The following is an 18049-nucleotide window of genomic DNA, read 5'->3' as shown; positions in this document are numbered from 1 at the left end:
TTAATCAGGTTAAATAGCAGTGTTGAAAAGAGTTTTCTATTTTATTGCAGTATTTTTTTTAGAAATTTTTTCGCAGCGGGCATCCGCCCAGCAATCCACCCGGCTGATCAGTAACTGGGAATTCCTGAGGCAGGACCTGGGCGGCGTATGGGAAGCCGTAAGGCCGGTGAAGCAGGGCGATCCTGAATCAGTACCTCTATGGACAAAAGTAATCCTCCCTCATTGTGCCAATGAGCGAGATGCTGTGGATCCTGATGTAAACTATTACCAGGGGCCTATGTGGTACCGGGCACAGCTGAAGATCAGCAACCCTTATAAGAACGGCCGAACGATCCTGCATTTTGAAGGAGCCGGGCAGAAAACAGAAGTATATGTTTATACAACAAAGGTGGGCACCCATGTTGGCGGTTATGATGAATGGACAGCAGATATTACGGATGCAGTAAATATCTTCCGGCAAGATGACAGTCTTGTAAAACGGTTTAAAGGAAAGGTGCCGGTTGTCATCCGCTGTGATAATTCGCGCGACCTGGAAATGATGCCTTCCAACCTGTCGGATTTTAACCTGTATGGCGGCCTGTACCGCTATGTGAACCTGGTGTATGAACCGGCTTTATATATTGACCAGTTATTTGCAACCCCGGTAGTGGCAGCCAATGGCCGTTCCGGTTCGGTAAATATAAAGCTGCGGCTTTCAGATCCCGGTAAATTGCCCGGTGCACAATTACTGGTACGCCTGGTAGACCCGTCAGGCAGGGAAGTACAGAAAACACAAAAAGCACTGCAACTGACCGGCAGGGATGTGGAAGCCGCCACTCTTATCGTCAGGAATCCGCAGCTATGGAGCCCGGAGCAACCTGTATTATATACGGTAGAGGCAACGGTAACTACCACAGCAGGTGCACATACCAGCCGCTCCCGTATAGGTTTCCGCAATTTTGAATTTGTAAAAAAAGGCCCTTTTCTTTTAAATGGAAAACGGTTGCTGTTAAGAGGTACCCACCGGCATGAAGATCATGCCGGACTGGCCGCAGCTATGACCGAAGAATTGATGCGGCAGGAAATGATCGCTATAAAAGAGATGGGCGTTAATTTTATCCGGCTGGCGCATTACCAGCAATCGCGCATTATTTTAAATTTATGTGATAGCCTGGGTATACTCGTTTGGGAAGAGATCCCCTGGTGCCGCGGTGGCCTGGGCGGCGCTGTATACCAGGAGCAGGGCAAGCGCATGCTGCGGAATATGATAGAGCAGCATTATAATCATCCTTCCGTTATTATCTGGGGATTGGGGAATGAAAATGACTGGCCTGGCGATTTTCCGGCTCCGACGGCTATCGGGGTTGACCAGGAAAAGATCCGCACCTATATGAAAGAGCTGAACAGCCTGGCGCATACACTGGATCCTTCCCGTAAAACGGCCATCCGCCGCTGCGATTTTTGTAAGGATATTGTAGACGTTTATTCACCCTCTATCTGGGCAGGCTGGTACAGGGGTATTTATACGGAGTACAAAGAAGTTTCAAAATCAGAGTTTGACAAAGTCGATCATTTTTTGCATGTGGAGTGGGGAGGCGACAGTCATGAGGGGCGTCATTCAGAAAATCCTGATAAATCCTTACAGAACATTAAAGCTACCGGTACTGCGGATGAGCGCGCCGGCGACGCTTCTTTATATGGTGGCGCCGCGCGTGCTTCAAAAGACGGTGACTGGAGCGAGACCTATATTTGTAACCTGATTGACTGGCATTTAAAAGAGCAGGAAACTATGCCCTGGTTAACAGGATCGGCACAATGGGTCTTTAAGGATTTTTCTACCCCGGTAAGACCGGATAACCCGATCCCCTATATGAACCAGAAAGGCGTGGTAGCGCGTGATCTTACAAAGAAGGAGGCCTATTATGTATTTCAGTCTTACTGGACAAAAAAGCCAATGGCGCATATTTACGGGCACTCCTGGCCGGTACGCTGGGGTAAGGAGGGAGAAGAGAAAATGATAAAGGTCTATTCCAATTGCAGAGAAGCAGAGTTATTTCTAAACGGCAGCTCCTTTGGTATTAAAAAAAGGAACAGCCAGGACTTCCCGGCAGCGGGTTTGCGCTGGAACGTAGTTTTCAAAAAAGGTGCGAATACGGCTTATGTAATTGCACGCGAAGGAAAGCAAACAGTCCGGGATACGATCCGTTTTACTTATCAAACGGAGCAATGGGGGAAACCGGCACAGGTAAAGCTGGAAAAGATAAAAGAAGAGAATGGTATAGCCACTATTGAGGCTAAAGTATATGATGCAAAACAGGTGCAGTGCCTGGATGCAGCCGGCTGGATCCGGCTTGGCATTACAGGCGATGGCATCTTACTGGATGACCTGGGCACTTCTTCCGGCTCAAGGCGGGTACAGTTGTACAATGGCCGGGCCATCATTCGTATAAAGACCAATGGCGGCAGTTCAGTGGCCAGCGCTAAAGCAGATCAGCTTCCGGTGGTATTTTTGGATCTATAGATTGGAAGCCACTTTGTTATCTTAATGAACATTCTTCAGAGCAAGATGGATGGGAAGAAGTTTATTAAGAAAGATGACGGAATTAGTGAAACGGTTTTTGCTCAGAAGAGTGTCCGCCGGACAGCGAAAGGTAAAATCAAGTGGAATGGCGTTCCGCAGAAGGCGGAACAAAGGCTGAAACGCAGATTTTACCGGTACCGCCGGTGAATAGCCCGGTTTGTAATTTTAAAGGATAAGGGGGGATTCGCCTTTCGGCGGACTTGACTTTTTGCTCCACTTTTGTCTTAAGACAAAAGTGGAAAATAAACTTTAGCCAGATACGACTTTGTGTTTAATTTATGTAGATGAATTGTAGATTGTTTTTTATATTATTTCTATCGCTTACAGCGCTTGTGACAAGCGCTCAAAAGCCACACCCATTGCATGATCTGAAGTTATGGTACACAAAGCCGGCTTCAATATGGGAAGAAGCCTTACCGTTGGGTAACGGCAAAACAGGAGCTATGGTTTTTGGAGGAGTGATAAAAGAGCGCTTCCAACTGAATGATAATACCCTTTGGTCGGGCGCTCCCAACCCCGGCAATACACCGGGCGGGCCGGCAATTCTTGCCGATGTAAGGAAGCTGATCTTTCAGGGTTTATATGACAGCGCTACCCGTGTATGGAAAAAGATGCAGGGCCCTTATTCAGCAAGGTATCTTCCAATGGCCGATCTGTGGCTGAACATTCACAGCAGCGATACCATTGCCAGGGTATATTACCGGGATCTGGATCTGAACACAGCTGTGGCAACAGTGTCTTATGAACTAAACGGTGTGCGCTATCAACGGGAAACGTTTATCAGCTATCCGGATAAGGCAATGATCATCCGTATTACCGCCGATAGAAAAAATGCCATCAGTCTGGATGCATCGCTTAGCAGCAAATTAAAATACAAGGTTTCCGCTTACGGGCAAAACGGGCTGCTGCTAAAAGGCAAGGCCCCAAAGTTCGTTGCTAACAGGGTGTATGAGCCGCAGCAGGTTGTCTATAACAACTGGGATGGCGAGGGAACAAATTTTGAAGTACAGTTAAAGGTAATTGCTGAAAGAGGAACCGTAAAAAGTGAACAGGAACAGCTCATCATTAATAAGGCAAACAGCGTAACTTTTTATGTAACCAATGCCACCAGCTTCAACGGCTTTAACCGTTCTCCCGGCAGGGATGGAAAAGATCCGCATACAGCAGCAACGGCCATTATGAACACCGTTATTCAAAAACCATTTGATTTATTAAAACAGCAGCATGTAAAAGATTACCGGCAATTATTCAGCCGTGTTGATTTCAGTATTTCCTCAGATGCTGTCAATGCCGGGCTACCTACCAATGAACGCCTGAAATTATTTGCAAAAGCGCCGGATGATTTTGGCCTGCAAACCCTGTACTACCAGTATGGCCGCTACCTGATGATCGCAGCCTCCCGGCCCGGTTCCCGTCCCACCAATTTACAGGGTATCTGGAACGACCAGGTACAGCCACCCTGGGGCAGCAATTACACTACCAACATCAATACGGAAATGAACTACTGGCTGGCAGAGAACACCAATTTACCGGAATGCCATCAGCCGTTATTTGATTTTATAAAAGAACTGGCTGTAAACGGCGCTGTAACCGCAAAAGAGAACTATGGCATTAATGAAGGCTGGGTAGCGCATCATAACTCCGATATCTGGGCAAAGACCTCACCGCCCGGCGGGCAGGGATGGAATGATCCTTCAGCCAAGGCACGCTGGTCCTGCTGGCCCATGGCCGCAGGCTGGTTCAGCACGCATTTATGGGAGCATTACCTGTATTCCGGGAATGAACGATTCTTACGGGATACCGCTTACCCGTTAATGAAAGGCGCTGCACAGTTCTTATTGCACTGGCTGGTAAAAGACCCCGCAACCGGGTACCTGGTTACCAATCCTTCCTCTTCCCCTGAAAATGTGTTTAAGATCAACGGGCAGGAGCATGAGCTTTCAATGGCTTCCACTATGGACATGTCCATAATACGGGAGCTGTTTACTGACGTAATAAAAGCCGCTGCCCTGTTAAAAACAGATGCTGCATTTGCACAGGCGCTTTTAAAAGCAAAAGCGCAGCTATATCCTTTTCGTATTGGCCGGTACGGACAATTACAGGAGTGGTTCAAAGACTGGGACGATCCCAAAGATCAGCACCGGCATTTGTCTCATTTATTCGGATTGTACCCGGGCAGCCAGATTACCTTAAGCCAGGAGCCAGAGCTGGCTGCTGCCGCAAAACAATCCCTGATCTTTCGTGGTGATGTAAGCACCGGCTGGTCAATGGCCTGGAAGATCAACTGGTGGGCCCGCCTGCATGATGGTGAGCATGCCTATAAGATCCTGAGTGATGCATTTACCTATATCGATCCCCGTGAAAAGAGGGAAACGATGAGCGGAGGCGGCACTTATCCGAATTTATTCGATGCGCATCCGCCTTTTCAGATTGACGGAAATTTTGGCGCAACCGCAGGCATGACGGAGATGCTGCTGCAAAGCCATGAAGGTTATTTGTTCCTGCTGCCGGCATTGCCTTCTGTTTGGAAAAAAGGAGTCATCAGTGGTATAAAAGCCCGCGGGAATTTTACAGTAGCTATTAACTGGGACAATGGCAGGTTAAGCAAAGCAACCATCTATTCCGAAAAAGGCGGTGTTTGCCGTTTGCGCACATTACAACCGGTAAAAGTGCTGGAAGTACAATCGGAAAACGCGTCCGGAACAGTGAGCAATGCACTGCTGATCGGTTATGGTAAAACACCCTATGATAATAGGGCAAAGAAGGTGTTGCAGCAGGTGAATCCGGATAAAGGATACACTATCGATTTTAAAACTGAAAAAGGAAAGCAATATACGGTCATTCCGCTGTAAAAGTGAATTGGGAATAGCTAATACAATGTCGTTTCCTTAAGCGACATATGTAAAGTTCTACTTTGGCAGGTGCATAGGGCGTATACTATTTTTTTCGTTTAGTGAAGGCCTGGCAATTGTCCCCCTCTTAGAGGGGGTGGCCGGAGGCCGGAGGGAGGAAATCCACCCTTCCCCCTGCGGGGACTCCCGCCAGCGGGAGATATTCGGCCTCCAAAGGAAACGACATTGATAGCTAATAGTCAAAAAGTACTCACCGGTCACTATTGACTCTTCACTATAAAACACGGGTTTAACTATGGTTTATAAAGGAATTCTGACGCTTTTTCTACTCGTTGTGTTAAATAGAGCAGCCGCACAGGGGCTTACCTGGCAACAGGTAGCGCCGGGTGTATGGAAAGGAGTGGCGGGGCAGCCGGAAGCATACAATCTGCTAAAAGCCGCCGGCAGCGCTCCTTCCATCGCTGCTTTACAAAAAATGGGCGATCAGCCGTTCCCGTTTCCACAGGTAGCTGTTTCGGCTACAGTAAGCGATGGGAAGACCAACCTGCGTTTCCCGTTACAAAAAGAAGAACAGGTATTTGGTTTAGGATTGAATTTCCAGACCGTGCACCAGCGGGGTAAGATCCTGCAATTGCATGTGGACCATTATGGGGGAAAGGATAATGGGCGAACCCATGCGCCCGTGCCTTTTTATGTTTCTTCTGCGGGTTATGGCGTGCTGATCAATGCCGCCAGATACCTTACTGTATATATAGGTACAGGAGTAAGAAAGGACAGCCATAACCCACCGGTTGAAAAAGACAGGAATACGGATAAATCCTGGAGCGCCCGTCCTTATTCGGATGCGGTAGAGATACAGGTGCCTGCTGCCGGCACAGAAGTATATGTATTTGCTGGGCCAACTCCATTAGATGCAATACGGCGTTATAACCTGTTTAATGGCGGTGGTGCCTTGCCGCCCCGCTGGGGGCTGGGTTTTACCCAGCGCGTCAGATCGTTATTTACTGCTGATGAAGTGGCTGCCGAAGCAGATTCTTTCCGGCTAAAAGGATACCCGCTGGATTTTATAGGGCTGGAGCCCGGATGGCAAAGCCGCGCCTATCCCGGAACTTTTGAGTGGGATAAAAAACGTTATCCCGACCCGGCTGGCTTTGTAAAAAAAATGCTCGGCAAGGACATCCGGCTGAACCTCTGGATGAATCCCTATATTTCAAAACAGGCATCGTTTTATAAACAGATAACCCCTTACACCGGTTCTCATACAGTATGGACGGGAGAAGTGCCGGACTTCACCCTGCCGGAAGCCCGACGGATCTTCTTTGGCCAGATGAAAAAAGACCAGGTGGATATTGGCGTAAGTGGTTATAAGATTGATGAGGTGGATGGCTATGATTATTACCTGTGGCCGGATGTGGCCACATTCCCCTCCGGCTTAAGCGCTGAGCAGATGCGCCAGACCTATGGGGTGCTGGCCATGCGTTACAGCCTGGAACTGTTTGCGAAAAAAAATGAACGTACCTATGGATTGGTAAGAGCATCGAACGCCGGCGCCAACAGCTATCCCTATGTGCTGTATGACGACTATTACAACCATGAAGATTTTATAACCGCGCTGATCAACAGCGGCTATATTGGTGTTTTATGGACACCCGAAGTGCGGGCTTCCAAAACATCGGAAGAATGGATCCGCCGTTTTCAAACGGTCATCTTTTCTCCCATGGCCATGATCAACGCGTGGTCCAGCGGTACTAAACCCTGGTCTTATGCAGATGTTGCAGTGCCCATAAAAGAGCTGGCATTATTGCGCATGCGCATGATGCCTTACTGGTATTCAGAATTTGCAAAATATCATTTTGAGGGCACACCGGTTTTCAGGGGCATGAGCCTGGAGCCTGGCTTTGAAAGCACAGCCACCGGTTCGGTTAAAGCTAACCTGGAAGAAAATCCTTATCTGGAAGCTGTTTCAAAAGAAGTAAAAGACCAGTATATGGCGGGTGAATATTTGCTGGTAGCACCTTTGTTTGCCGGTCAGCAGAACCGTAAGGTCATTTTGCCAAAAGGAAACTGGTACGACTTCTATACCGGTGCCTATGCCGGTAACGGGGAAGTCATTACGGCAACACCGGGAATTGAAAAAATTCCCGTTTATGTAAAAGACGGGGCCATCATTCCTATGATGGCGCCTATGCTGCATGCACCAAAGAAAGGGGAGCAGGTTGACCTGGAAATTCGGGTGTATGGAACAAAACCGGGTTCTTATAAATTGTATGATGATGATGGCGTAACGATGGATTACGAAAAAGGGCGCTTTGACTGGCGCACCGTAACTGTAGCAAAAGAGGCCAACGGGCAGCTAAAGGGAATGGTAGAAGCGCCCCATAACAAAGCAGTACAATCGTATAATAAAATAACCTTCCGTTTTATGACGGATAACAAATAGCCGATGAAGTCAGTAATAACAATAGCGTTGCTTTTAATGACGGTTAGCGCGGTGGCACAGGAAAGCGCCACAGGACAGCCGGCTGCTTATAAAACAGCCGTAAAAGTGTTGGGTAAAACGGTGCTTGCGGAAGCAGAGAAAGCGTTGCGGGAACCACCGGTTACCGTTACTGCTTCCCATTGTTTGCGCAGCGCTGGTGGTAGGCACGATTTTTACAGCGAAGGCGATTACTGGTGGCCCAACCCTGTAAGCGTGGATAGTCCGTATATTCAAAAAGACGGAATGAGCAACCCGGATAATTTTGTAGCGCACCGGCAGGCCATGATCCGTTTCAGCCGTATTGTGGGCACGCTTGCTGCTGCCTGGCGGATCACAAAAAAAGAGATATACGTAAAGAAGGCTATGGAGCATGCCTGCGCCTGGTTTGTGGATACGGCTACGCTGATGCATCCCAACCTGCTCTATGCGCAGGCGATCAAGGGCCGGGCCACGGGGCGGGGCATTGGTATTATTGATGCGATCCAGTTAATGGAAGTAGCGCAGGGTTTATACATTATGCAGTCAGCACCGGCAATGGATCAGCAGGCATTACAACAGATCAAAAACTGGTTTGCACAGTACCTGCAATGGGTCACCACTCATCAATACGGTAAAGATGAAATGAATGCTGCCAATAACCATGGTACCTGCTGGGCGATGCAGGTAGCCTGTTTTGCAAAATTTACAGGGAATCAGAAATTAATGGATTTTTGCAGCAACCGGTATAAAACCGTTTTACTGCCGGCTCAGATGGCCGCTGATGGCGGTTTTCCCAAAGAGCTGGCAAGGACGAAACCTTACGGCTATTCCTTGTTCAACCTGGACGCTATGGCAACGCTCTGCCAGATCCTGTCTACGAAAGAAGAGGATCTTTGGGAGTATCAGACACCGGATGGGCGCTCCGTAAAAAAAGGGATTGCATATATGTATCCCTATATCCGGGATAAATCAAAATGGCCGTTCAGAAAAGATGTGATGTACTGGGAAGAATGGCCGGTGGCACAGCCGTCCCTGATCTTTGGGGCAGCTGCGTATAAGAATCGGCAATGGTTAAATACCTGGGTAAAACTGAAACATTTCCCTGATGTGGAAGAAGTGATCCGCAATTTGCCGGTACGCAACCCTTTAATATGGATGGAAGAATGAAAAAGATAGCGGTATTTGTTTTTTGTTGTATCGGATTATTGACAGCCTCGGCGCAGGTGAAGGGCGATGAGGATCAGGAAATGTTCAATAAAGAAGGTGCAGCGCGTGATGCTGCTGCAATAGCCAATGCTGTCAACGGCTGGTGGACGGCCTCCATGAAAGACCGGGATCAGCGGTTGCAATGGTGGCGCGATGCAAAATTTGGAATGTTTGTACATTGGGGCATTTACTCCCTGCCCGGTGGCGAATGGAAAGGAATGGAAGTAAAGGGCTACGCGGAGCACCTGATGCGTAAGGAAAAAATTACACGTAAGGAATACCTAGAACTGGCGCATCAGTTTAACCCGGTGCAATTTAATGCCAGTGAATGGATCTCTGCTGCAAAAAATGCAGGTATGCGCTATTTCATTATTACTGCAAAGCATCATGATGGTTTTGCCATGTATCCCTCAACGGTTTCTGATTTTAATATTACGGCTCAAACTCCCTTCAAGCGCGACCCGACGGCAGAGCTGCGGGAAGCCTGTAAAAAACAGGGCATTAAATTCGGCTTCTATTATTCACATGCTTTTGACTGGGAGGATCCCAACGCCCCGGGCAATGACTGGGAATATAAAAATCCGGGTGGTGATCTTCAGCTATATGGCGGGACGAACTGGTATAACCTGCACCCGGAATTGCTGAAGAAGGTACAGCGTTATATTGATGAAAAAGCCATTCCCCAGATACTGGAATTGATTCAAAAATATCACCCGGACATTTTATGGTTCGATACGCCGCATAAGATCCCGTTATCTGAAAATATCCGCATCCTGGAAGCGATCCGCAAGGCCGATCCGGATGTGGTGGTAAACGGCCGGCTGGCCAGGAGTGCAGGGAATAACTTTGGTGATTATCAGAACACAGCCGATCGTCCCGCGGAATTTTACCCGGTTACAGGCGACTGGGAAGCGATTCCTACTACCAATGAAAGCTATGGCTATAGTAAATTTGATCATTCGCACAAGCCTGTTGGTCATTTTATAAGGCTGCTGGCAAGCGCAGCGGCTAAGGGAGGCAACCTGCTTATGAATGTAGGACCCATGGGTAATGGTGAAATGGCTCCTGAAGATGAGGTGATCTTAAAAGGTATTGGTAACTGGATGCAAAAAAACGGCGAAAGCATTTATGGAACAAAAGCCACTCCGCTGCCGCTTCAAAGCTGGGGCGTCAGTACCGCCAGGCCCGGAAAATTATACCTGCATGTGTTTAATTATCCCACCGATGGAAAATTGCATGTGGGTGGGGTGTTGTCTGCCTGTAAAAGCGCTTACCTGTTAACGGATCGGTCGAAGTCTTTAAAAATAAGCCGTTCTGATAAAAAAGATGTGGTTATTGAACTTCCCGGAACAGCGCCGGACACCATAAACACAGTAGTGGTGTTAGAGCTGGCAATACCCGAAAAGTTTGACGCCGTCCGTTACCTGGCGCCCAATATTCCGCTGACCCGGATGCTGGCTTTTGATGCCACGCTGAATGGAAAAGGGTTTGGATTTGGTGATGGAAAGACCAACCGCTATTATGTAAGTGGATGGAAGTCTGCAACGCAGACCATTGACTGGAATTTTAGAAATGAAACGGCAGCAGCATACCGTGTGGTACTGAAGAGGATCAGGGACACCAATACCGGTGGTACCTGTAGCATATTGCTGGATGGTAAGCTGCTGGCTACAGAAAAGATTGAGCCAACAATAAAAGGAGAGCAGATTGAAGACCGGGAACTGGGAACGATAATATTAAAACCCGGCGTTCATCAGTTATTGATGCAACCTGTGGCCATTTCAGGGCAGGAGCTGATGCGCCCGCTGGAACTACAACTCATAAAAAAATAGGAAGATGAAGAACAGGATATTTGCTATAGCAGCCACATGGGTATTCACGGGCGCCATACAGGCGCAGCAACTCAATATTCCCGCAGTGTTCCGGGGTGCAGAGCAACAAACAAAAGTAATGCTGGCAGAAATTGACAAAGCCAAAGACGGATCAGGGGAGCTGGTGTCTCCAAGAACCATAGAGAACAACCGGTTGAAATTAGTGAAATCGGGCGATTGGACCAGCGGCTTCTTTCCGGGAGAATTATGGTATTTGTATGAGTATTCTCAAAACGCAGAATGGAAAAAACAGGCAGAGCAGTTTACAGCAAATATAGAAAAAGAGCAATGGAACGGGCGCACGCATGACATGGGCTTTAAGGTGTATTGCAGTGTGGGGAATGGTTACCGGCTCACAAATGATGCGCATTACAAGGAAGTATTGATTCAGTCTGCTAAAACATTGAGCACCCGGTTCAATAAAACCGCAGGTGTCATCCGTTCCTGGGATCATAATAAACAGAAATGGGATTATCCGGTAATCATTGATAATATGCTCAACCTGGAACTGTTGTTTGAAGCTTCAAAGCTCACGGGCGATAAAACCTATTACAATATTGCCGTCAGCCATGCCAATAAAACGATGGAGAATCATTTCCGGAAAGATTACAGCTCCTTTCATGTAGTGGATTATGATTCAGCAACGGGTAAGGTTATTAAAAGAACGACTCATCAGGGCTATTCTGATGCTTCCGCGTGGGCGCGGGGCCAGGCATGGGGGCTGTACGGCTATACGATGTGCTACCGGGAAACAAAAGACCCGAAGTATCTGAAAATGGCAGAAAATATTGCCGGCTTTATTTTAAAGCACCCGAACCTGCCGGCTGACCTTGTGCCCTATTGGGACTTTAATGCACCAGGTATTCCTGATGAACCACGGGATGCATCAGCCGCAGCCGTAATTGCCTCGGGGTTGCTGGAGCTGAGCACATATAGTAAAAAAGGTGATTCTTATAAGGCTATTGCAACAAAGATACTTACAAACCTTACTAATCATTACAGGGCACCGGTTGGTAAAGATTACGGTTTTCTTTTACTGCACAGCACCGGGTCAAAGCCATTCAACAGTGAAGTGGATGTGCCACTAAGCTATGCGGATTACTATTACTTGGAAGCCTTGCTGCGGCTGCAAAAGATAAATAACAAAAAGCGCCTGTTTAACTAACAATGTACTGGCAGGTTCCTTCCGGAGTGTTAAGGGGTGCTGCAAAAACAATAAGAAACAAACAGATGAAAGAGCTCAAAAATATTATTTCAGCAACCCTGGCGCCGGTGCTGCTTTTTTTATCCTGCAAAAGTAATAAGTTGTTTGAGCAGGGGCCTCCCGAACCCGTTTCCGATGGCTATACCCTTACAACTGCTATGCCCGCGGATGCAGCCCTGGCAGGCAAAAAGAATAGTGAAATAAATAGCCCGGTGATTGATGGCGACCGCTGTAATACAAAAACGGTAGACCGCCAGCGCAATGAAATGAAATCGGCTACCAATAATACCGAATGGGCCAAGATACAGGGCAACTGGGATGAGTGGCAACGTTTGGAATGGAAGTTTAAGTTGCCCAAAGGCTTTCAGCCCACCGGCAGTTTTTGTCATATTCATCAATTAAAGGCCCAGGATGGCCCTGATAACGGAAGCCCGGTTATTACCATTACACCGCGCGCCAACAGTAATGGAAGTAATAAAAGAATACAGATCATTCATACAGTAGACGGAGCCAATACAGGAAAAGGAACTATAGTGGACAATATTCCGCTGGCTGATTTTGAAGATGAATGGGTGCAGGTTCAGGAAGAAATTCATTATACGCATAATGGCTACTATTCCTGTAAGATTACCCGCGTACGTGATGACAAAGTATTGGTCAATTTTAAAGACAATAATATTGATATGTGGCGTATTGGCAGCTCTTATATCCGCAACAAATATGGCATTTACAGGAGCCTGGCCGGCGGAAAGCTTGATCAAACCCCGGCAGGCCAAAGTCCGCTGCTCAAAAACGAGTCTTTGTGGCTTGCAGATTTTAAAATATATGAAAAGAACAGCAATCCCAATCCCGGTGTGGCGCATGATTAAACATTTTTTGCAAACGGGAACTGTGGATCTGGTTAAAATGCATAACAGGAATAGATGATCAACTACTTTTTTACCGTTTTATTCGTCCATTTTGCTGCCGCTTTGACGGCAATGCCGGTCACGGTTTCTTCGGTGGAAGCACTGCAAAAGGCCATTAATAAAGCACGGCCGGGCGCGGTCATTATTGTAAAGAATGGAACCTATACTGCTAATGAGGATATAAAGATCGGCTGCTCAGGCACCAGAGAGCATCCTGTCATGATCCGGTCGGAAACAGTGGGTGATGCCGTTATTACTGGCAAGGGTGGCTTTAACCTGGTTGGTACTGCTGCGTATGTAGTGATCAAAGGCTTCCGGTTTACCCACGCTGCTTCTCATGCACGTTCTGCCGCAGGAACCCGTTTCTGCCGCTGGACACATAACATTTTTGAAACGCCGGGTAATGGGGAGTATCTTACCATTGCGGGGAATGATCATGAAATCGACTATAATACATTTCAAAATAAAAACAATATGGGGCGTATGCTGGCTATAAGGGGAGAAGGGAGCCAGATTGCTGAGCGCCTGCATATCCATCACAATTATTTCTATAATTTTCCGGATCAGGGTGGCGCAAACGGCGCCGAGACATTGCAGTTTGGCCTCAGCGGTTTCAGCCTTTCTGCAAGCAACAGTATTGTAGAGTATAATCTTTTTGAAAAATGCGCCGGGGAAACGGAACTGATCTCTGTAAAGGCTTCCGGTGTTGTGCTGCGCTACAACACCATCCGCGACTGCCCGGCACAGTTTACGTTGCGGCATGGAAATAAATGCGCAGTATATGGTAACTGTTTTTTCAATACACCCGGGCTTCGCATTTTTGGAGATGATCATGTTGTCTTTAGTAATTATTTTGAGAACTGTAACCCGGCCATTGTGATTGGTAACGGAGACGGCGAGGTGGCTGATGGCGCACCATTGATAGCGCACGACCGGCCGGACCGTGTGCTGATTGCGTTTAATACCCTGGTGAACAACAAAAAGAATATAGAGCAGACATCCCGGAAAAACGGCATCGGTGCCACTGCTGTAATAATAGCCGGCAATATTATACAGGGCGGCGGTGTTGCTGCGCATATTTCGGGCCCTTATAGCAACCCGGTCTGGAAAAATAATATCGTTGCGGATGCAAAGGGTGGAGACATGCCGGCATCGGGTTTTATTGAACAGGACCCAAAGTTGATCAGAGATGCAAAAGGCATCAGCCGTTTGGATAAAGGAAGCCCTGCCATAGGTGCCGGAACGGCTGCTTATGCTGTGGTAACAGTAGATATGGACGGGCAGGCCCGGAGCGGTAAATGGGATATCGGAGCCGATCAGTACAGTAATGAAAAAGTGCTGGCACATGCACTGACAGCAGATGAAGCAGGCGCTTTGGTAAAATAGTTTCCTCAAACTGTTTTGAGGATTTTTATCTATATTGAAAGATGGAAGACAAAATACAACTTTCAGGATACGGAAACTGGCTTAAGGATCTGAAACAACAGATAAAAAACAGCCGTATAAAAGCAGTTTTGGTAGTAAACAGCCAGCTCATTTTGCTCTATTGGGATTTGGGCAGGCAAATTGTTGAAAAACAGGAAAGATCAAACTGGGGGAGCGGTTTCATTAGCCAGTTAAGCAAAGATTTACAGGCAGAATTTCCTGATATGGGTGGATGGTCAAAAACAAATTTATTCAATATCAGAAATTTCTATCTGTTTTATAAAGATGTTGATTTTCAACAGACTAAAGTATTCCAACAGGTTGTTGGAATATTTAAGAAGAATGAAAGTGTAATTGTCCAACAAGCTGTTGGATCATTTGAAAAACCTGAAGATGCAATAGCGCAGCAACTTGTTTCGCAATTAGCACTTATTCCCTGGGGACATCACATACTAATTATTCAAAAGATAAAAAACGTATCTGAAGCCCTGTTTTACGTTAACAAAACCATAGAAAATAACTGGAGCAGGTCGGTGCTTGAATACCAGATGGAGATAAACCTGTATCAGCGGCAGGGCAAAGCTGTTTCTAATTTTACAACAACCTTACCCCAGGCACAGGGCGACCTTGCCAACGAATTGCTGAAAGACCCGTATAATTTTGAGTTTTTACAGCTTTCTGAAAAAGTACGTGAAGCCGACCTGGAAAAAAGCCTGGTGGATCACATCTCCCGCTTTTTGCTTGAGCTTGGAAAAGGTTTTGCGTATATGGGAAGGCAATACCTGCTCAAAATCGGCAAGAAGGAATATCGTACCGACCTGCTTTTTTATCACACCAGGTTAAAATGTTACATTATCATTGAGCTGAAAACAAAAGGATTTGAACCCGAATTTATCGGTAAGCTCAATTATTACATTTCTGCTATCAATGAATTGATAAAGGATGCTGCAGACAATCCCACGATTGGCATTTTATTATGTAAGAACAAAGATAATTATGATGTGGAATTTGCATTAAAAGACATAAATAAACCCATTGGTGTAAGCTCATACCGTTATACTGAACTGGCAGAAGAAATACAGCGAGCCCTGCCAAGCGCAGAAGAAATAGAATATGAATTGAAAAAATTTGAACAGAATAATGAGTAAAGTATAAGCATTTCACATCGATACGCGATGAAAATGCTCCATATACCAACGCCCCAGCAGGGGCAGAATAAGGGTAGCACCCGGGATGAATAATTTTTGAGCGCCGTAGGTGCGTTCTATAATAACAAATGATCTGATAAAGCAGCCGGTGTTGTTGTGTATCTGACGAATAGAATTACCGGAAGCTGAAGTGAGTGACACAAGAAGTGATGAGCAGGGCAACCGCAGCTGGTAACATAAAAATAAAAACAAATAATATTCAATAAAAACTCTAAAGAACTAATGAAAAGAATTTTTACGTTTGCCCTGTTGTGCCTGCTGGCAGGTATTGTAAAAGGCCAGGCTCCTGATAAAGATGCCCGCATGCAATGGTGGCGGGCAGCCCGTTTTGGAATGTTTATTCACTGGGGGGTATACGCGCAATGGGCCGGTGTATATCATGGGCACCAGCAAGCCAGGGGAGGAGCAGAATGGATCATGAACCGCTGTAAAATACCGGTTGCAGAATACCAGGAGCGTGCAAAAACATTCAACCCGGTAAACTACGATCCTGATGCATGGGTGAAGATGGCGAAAGAGGCTGGTATGAAATATATTATCATTACCTCCAAGCACCATGATGGTTTTGCATTGTTTAAATCCGGCGCCAGCAAATGGAACGTGGTGGATGCTACCGCTTATGGAAAAGACCTGATAAAGCCCCTGGCAGATGCCTGCAGAAAGTACGGTATGAAGCTGGGTTTCTATTACTCGCAGGCCCAGGACTGGAACAACCCCGGTGGCGCCGCAGCGCGTAAGGAAATGCGGGAAGGGTGGCCGAATCCTGATTCTGCAAAAATAGACGCCTATACCAAAGCGCATAACGGCCATTGGGACCCGGCGCAGGAAACAAAGACCTTTGATCAGTATATTGACGAAGTGTCTGTGCCACAGGTAAAGGAGCTGCTGAGCAATTATGGCGATATAGCGGTATTGTGGTGGGATACCCCTACGAATATGACCGATGCAGCCGCACAAAAACTGAAAGACGTACTGAAGCTGCAGCCCGATATTATTACCAACGACCGGCTGAAGCGCCCCAATTTTCCGGGAGATACCAAAACACCGGAGCAGAAAGTACCCACACAGGCGGAACTGGATGGCACCGACTGGGAAACCTGTATGACCATGAACAGCAGTTGGGGCTATAAAAGCTGGGATCATAACTGGAAGTCTGCCGAAACCCTGATCCATAACCTGGTGGATATTGCCTCCAAAGGCGGTAATTATTTGTTGAACATCGGGCCAAAAGAAGATGGTTCTGTGCCACAGGAAAGTATTGACCGGTTAAGAGAAATAGGCGCATGGATGAAAGTGAACAGCGCCGGTATTTATGCTACCAAAGCCAGCCCCCTGCAGGATCTTTCCTGGGGGCGCTGCACCATGAAGGAAGCGGGCAATAACACCCTGCTGAACCTGTTTGTGTTTGACTGGCCTGCAAATGGAAAGCTGGTGGTGCCGGCGCTTGCGAATAAAGTTGTTGATGCCCGGCTCATCGCAACCGCCCAGCCATTAAAAGCCGTAAACCAGGGAGGAAATATCATTATTGACCTGCCTAAGGATGCACCGGACAAAATCGCTACATTCATTCAGTTGCAGGTAAAAGGAAAAGTAAGGAATGTGAATATAAAAGGTTCCGGGAAAATGAAAACCGGGGCGCTCGATTAATAGTATATTCTAAAAGCAGGAATGACCACCACAGGAAGACGCCCCCTGCATTAAAAACAAACAATGATCCGTAATTCATAGTGCCATGAATATGAAAACAAAGATCAGTGAGTGGGTGATCAATATGGCGGAACGGGATCATCATGAATCGTTTGAACAGCTATACCGGTATTTTTCTCCGGGTCTTCTGGCCTATGTAACAACGATTGTGGGCGACCGGGAAGCCGCGGGGGATCTGGTACAGGATCTCTTTTTCTCTATCTGGAACAACCGGCGCAGCCTTAGCGCCGTAGGTAACATCGGCCATTACCTGTACAGCTCCATAAAAAATAATGCCATCCGGTATGTCAATAAAAGAAATAGAACAGCGCCCGTTGCAAATGAAGACCTGGAGCGGATTACCCTTGATGCAACAAACCCCGAGCTTTCTTTTATTGCCCGGGAACAGTTGCAACAGCTACAATCTGTCATTAATGAGCTCCCTTACAAATGCCGCCTTGTTTTCCGTTTGGTAAAAGAGGACGGCTTAAAGTATAAGGATGTGGCACAGTTGCTGGAAATATCCGTAAAAACGGTAGAAGCGCATATGACGCTTGCTTATAGCAGGATTATAGACTTCCTGGAGCAGTTGATGCCGGAGCACGCGGAGCCATATCGGGCACGCAAAAAAGTAAAATAAAAATTTTTCAAAAAAAATGGAAACAGACTAA

11 protein-coding genes are annotated in these 18049 nt (G+C 46.9%); all 11 read left to right on the top strand.

Annotated elements, in window-relative coordinates:
• Nucleotides 1-22: 22 nt before the first annotated feature.
• Nucleotides 23-2500: a glycoside hydrolase family 2 protein gene (locus A8C56_RS15790; RefSeq protein WP_067758033.1), complete on the top strand. Its 2478-nt coding sequence runs from the start codon at nt 23-25 to the stop codon at nt 2498-2500.
• A gap of 344 nt (nt 2501-2844) precedes the next feature.
• The gene (locus tag A8C56_RS15785; RefSeq protein WP_067758030.1) at nt 2845-5412 is read left to right on the top strand and encodes a glycoside hydrolase family 95 protein; all 2568 of its coding nucleotides are present in this window, start codon (nt 2845-2847) and stop codon (nt 5410-5412) included.
• Nucleotides 5413-5707: 295 nt separating this feature from the next.
• Nucleotides 5708-7852 (top strand): glycoside hydrolase family 31 protein, encoded by a 2145-nt coding sequence (locus A8C56_RS15780; RefSeq protein WP_067758027.1) that lies wholly within the window; start codon nt 5708-5710, stop codon nt 7850-7852.
• Between the two features lie 3 nt (nt 7853-7855).
• Nucleotides 7856-9037: an alginate lyase family protein gene (locus A8C56_RS15775; protein WP_067758025.1), complete on the top strand. Its 1182-nt coding sequence runs from the start codon at nt 7856-7858 to the stop codon at nt 9035-9037.
• Nucleotides 9034-10908: an alpha-L-fucosidase gene (locus A8C56_RS15770; protein ID WP_084490241.1), complete on the top strand. Its 1875-nt coding sequence runs from the start codon at nt 9034-9036 to the stop codon at nt 10906-10908. Before A8C56_RS15775 ends, A8C56_RS15770 begins: the two co-directional genes overlap by 4 nt.
• 4 nt (nt 10909-10912) lie before the next feature.
• Nucleotides 10913-12112, top strand: a complete 1200-nt coding sequence (locus A8C56_RS15765; protein WP_067758019.1) for a glycoside hydrolase family 88 protein — start codon at nt 10913-10915, stop codon at nt 12110-12112.
• A gap of 65 nt (nt 12113-12177) precedes the next feature.
• Nucleotides 12178-13020 carry a hypothetical protein gene (locus tag A8C56_RS15760; protein WP_179946944.1) on the top strand — a complete coding sequence of 281 codons (843 nt, stop codon included), beginning with the start codon at nt 12178-12180 and terminating at the stop codon, nt 13018-13020.
• A 54-nt stretch (nt 13021-13074) separates the two neighbouring features.
• The gene (locus A8C56_RS15755; protein WP_067758014.1) at nt 13075-14445 is read left to right on the top strand and encodes a polysaccharide lyase 6 family protein; all 1371 of its coding nucleotides are present in this window, start codon (nt 13075-13077) and stop codon (nt 14443-14445) included.
• Between the two features lie 41 nt (nt 14446-14486).
• Nucleotides 14487-15632: a PDDEXK nuclease domain-containing protein gene (locus tag A8C56_RS15750; protein ID WP_067758011.1), complete on the top strand. Its 1146-nt coding sequence runs from the start codon at nt 14487-14489 to the stop codon at nt 15630-15632.
• 282 nt (nt 15633-15914) lie between these two features.
• Nucleotides 15915-17339, top strand: a complete 1425-nt coding sequence (locus A8C56_RS15745) for an alpha-L-fucosidase (RefSeq protein ID WP_067758008.1) — start codon at nt 15915-15917, stop codon at nt 17337-17339.
• Nucleotides 17340-17424: 85 nt separating this feature from the next.
• Nucleotides 17425-18018: an RNA polymerase sigma-70 factor gene (locus tag A8C56_RS15740; RefSeq protein WP_067758005.1), complete on the top strand. Its 594-nt coding sequence runs from the start codon at nt 17425-17427 to the stop codon at nt 18016-18018.
• The last annotated feature ends 31 nt before the right edge of the window (nt 18019-18049 follow it).

It is taken from the genome of Niabella ginsenosidivorans (assembly GCF_001654455.1).
In the GTDB taxonomy this organism is placed as follows: Bacteria; Bacteroidota; Bacteroidia; order Chitinophagales; family Chitinophagaceae; genus Niabella; species Niabella ginsenosidivorans.
The sequence above is the reverse complement of the archived record's forward strand: the minus strand, read 5'-3'. Positions and strand labels throughout refer to the sequence as shown.

Bases quoted from the DNA above. Each gene is read 5' to 3' on its own strand.
- A8C56_RS15785 (WP_067758030.1), top strand. From the start codon at position 2,845: ATGAATTGTAGATTGTTTTTTATATTATTTCTATCGCTTACAGCGCTT.
- A8C56_RS15780 (WP_067758027.1), top strand. From the start codon at position 5,708: ATGGTTTATAAAGGAATTCTGACGCTTTTTCTACTCGTTGTGTTAAAT.
- A8C56_RS15775 (WP_067758025.1), top strand. From the start codon at position 7,856: ATGAAGTCAGTAATAACAATAGCGTTGCTTTTAATGACGGTTAGCGCG.
- A8C56_RS15770 (WP_084490241.1), top strand. From the start codon at position 9,034: ATGAAAAAGATAGCGGTATTTGTTTTTTGTTGTATCGGATTATTGACA.
- A8C56_RS15765 (WP_067758019.1), top strand. From the start codon at position 10,913: ATGAAGAACAGGATATTTGCTATAGCAGCCACATGGGTATTCACGGGC.
- A8C56_RS15760 (WP_179946944.1), top strand. From the start codon at position 12,178: ATGAAAGAGCTCAAAAATATTATTTCAGCAACCCTGGCGCCGGTGCTG.
- A8C56_RS15755 (WP_067758014.1), top strand. From the start codon at position 13,075: ATGATCAACTACTTTTTTACCGTTTTATTCGTCCATTTTGCTGCCGCT.
- A8C56_RS15750 (WP_067758011.1), top strand. From the start codon at position 14,487: ATGGAAGACAAAATACAACTTTCAGGATACGGAAACTGGCTTAAGGAT.
- A8C56_RS15745 (WP_067758008.1), top strand. From the start codon at position 15,915: ATGAAAAGAATTTTTACGTTTGCCCTGTTGTGCCTGCTGGCAGGTATT.
- A8C56_RS15740 (WP_067758005.1), top strand. From the start codon at position 17,425: ATGAATATGAAAACAAAGATCAGTGAGTGGGTGATCAATATGGCGGAA.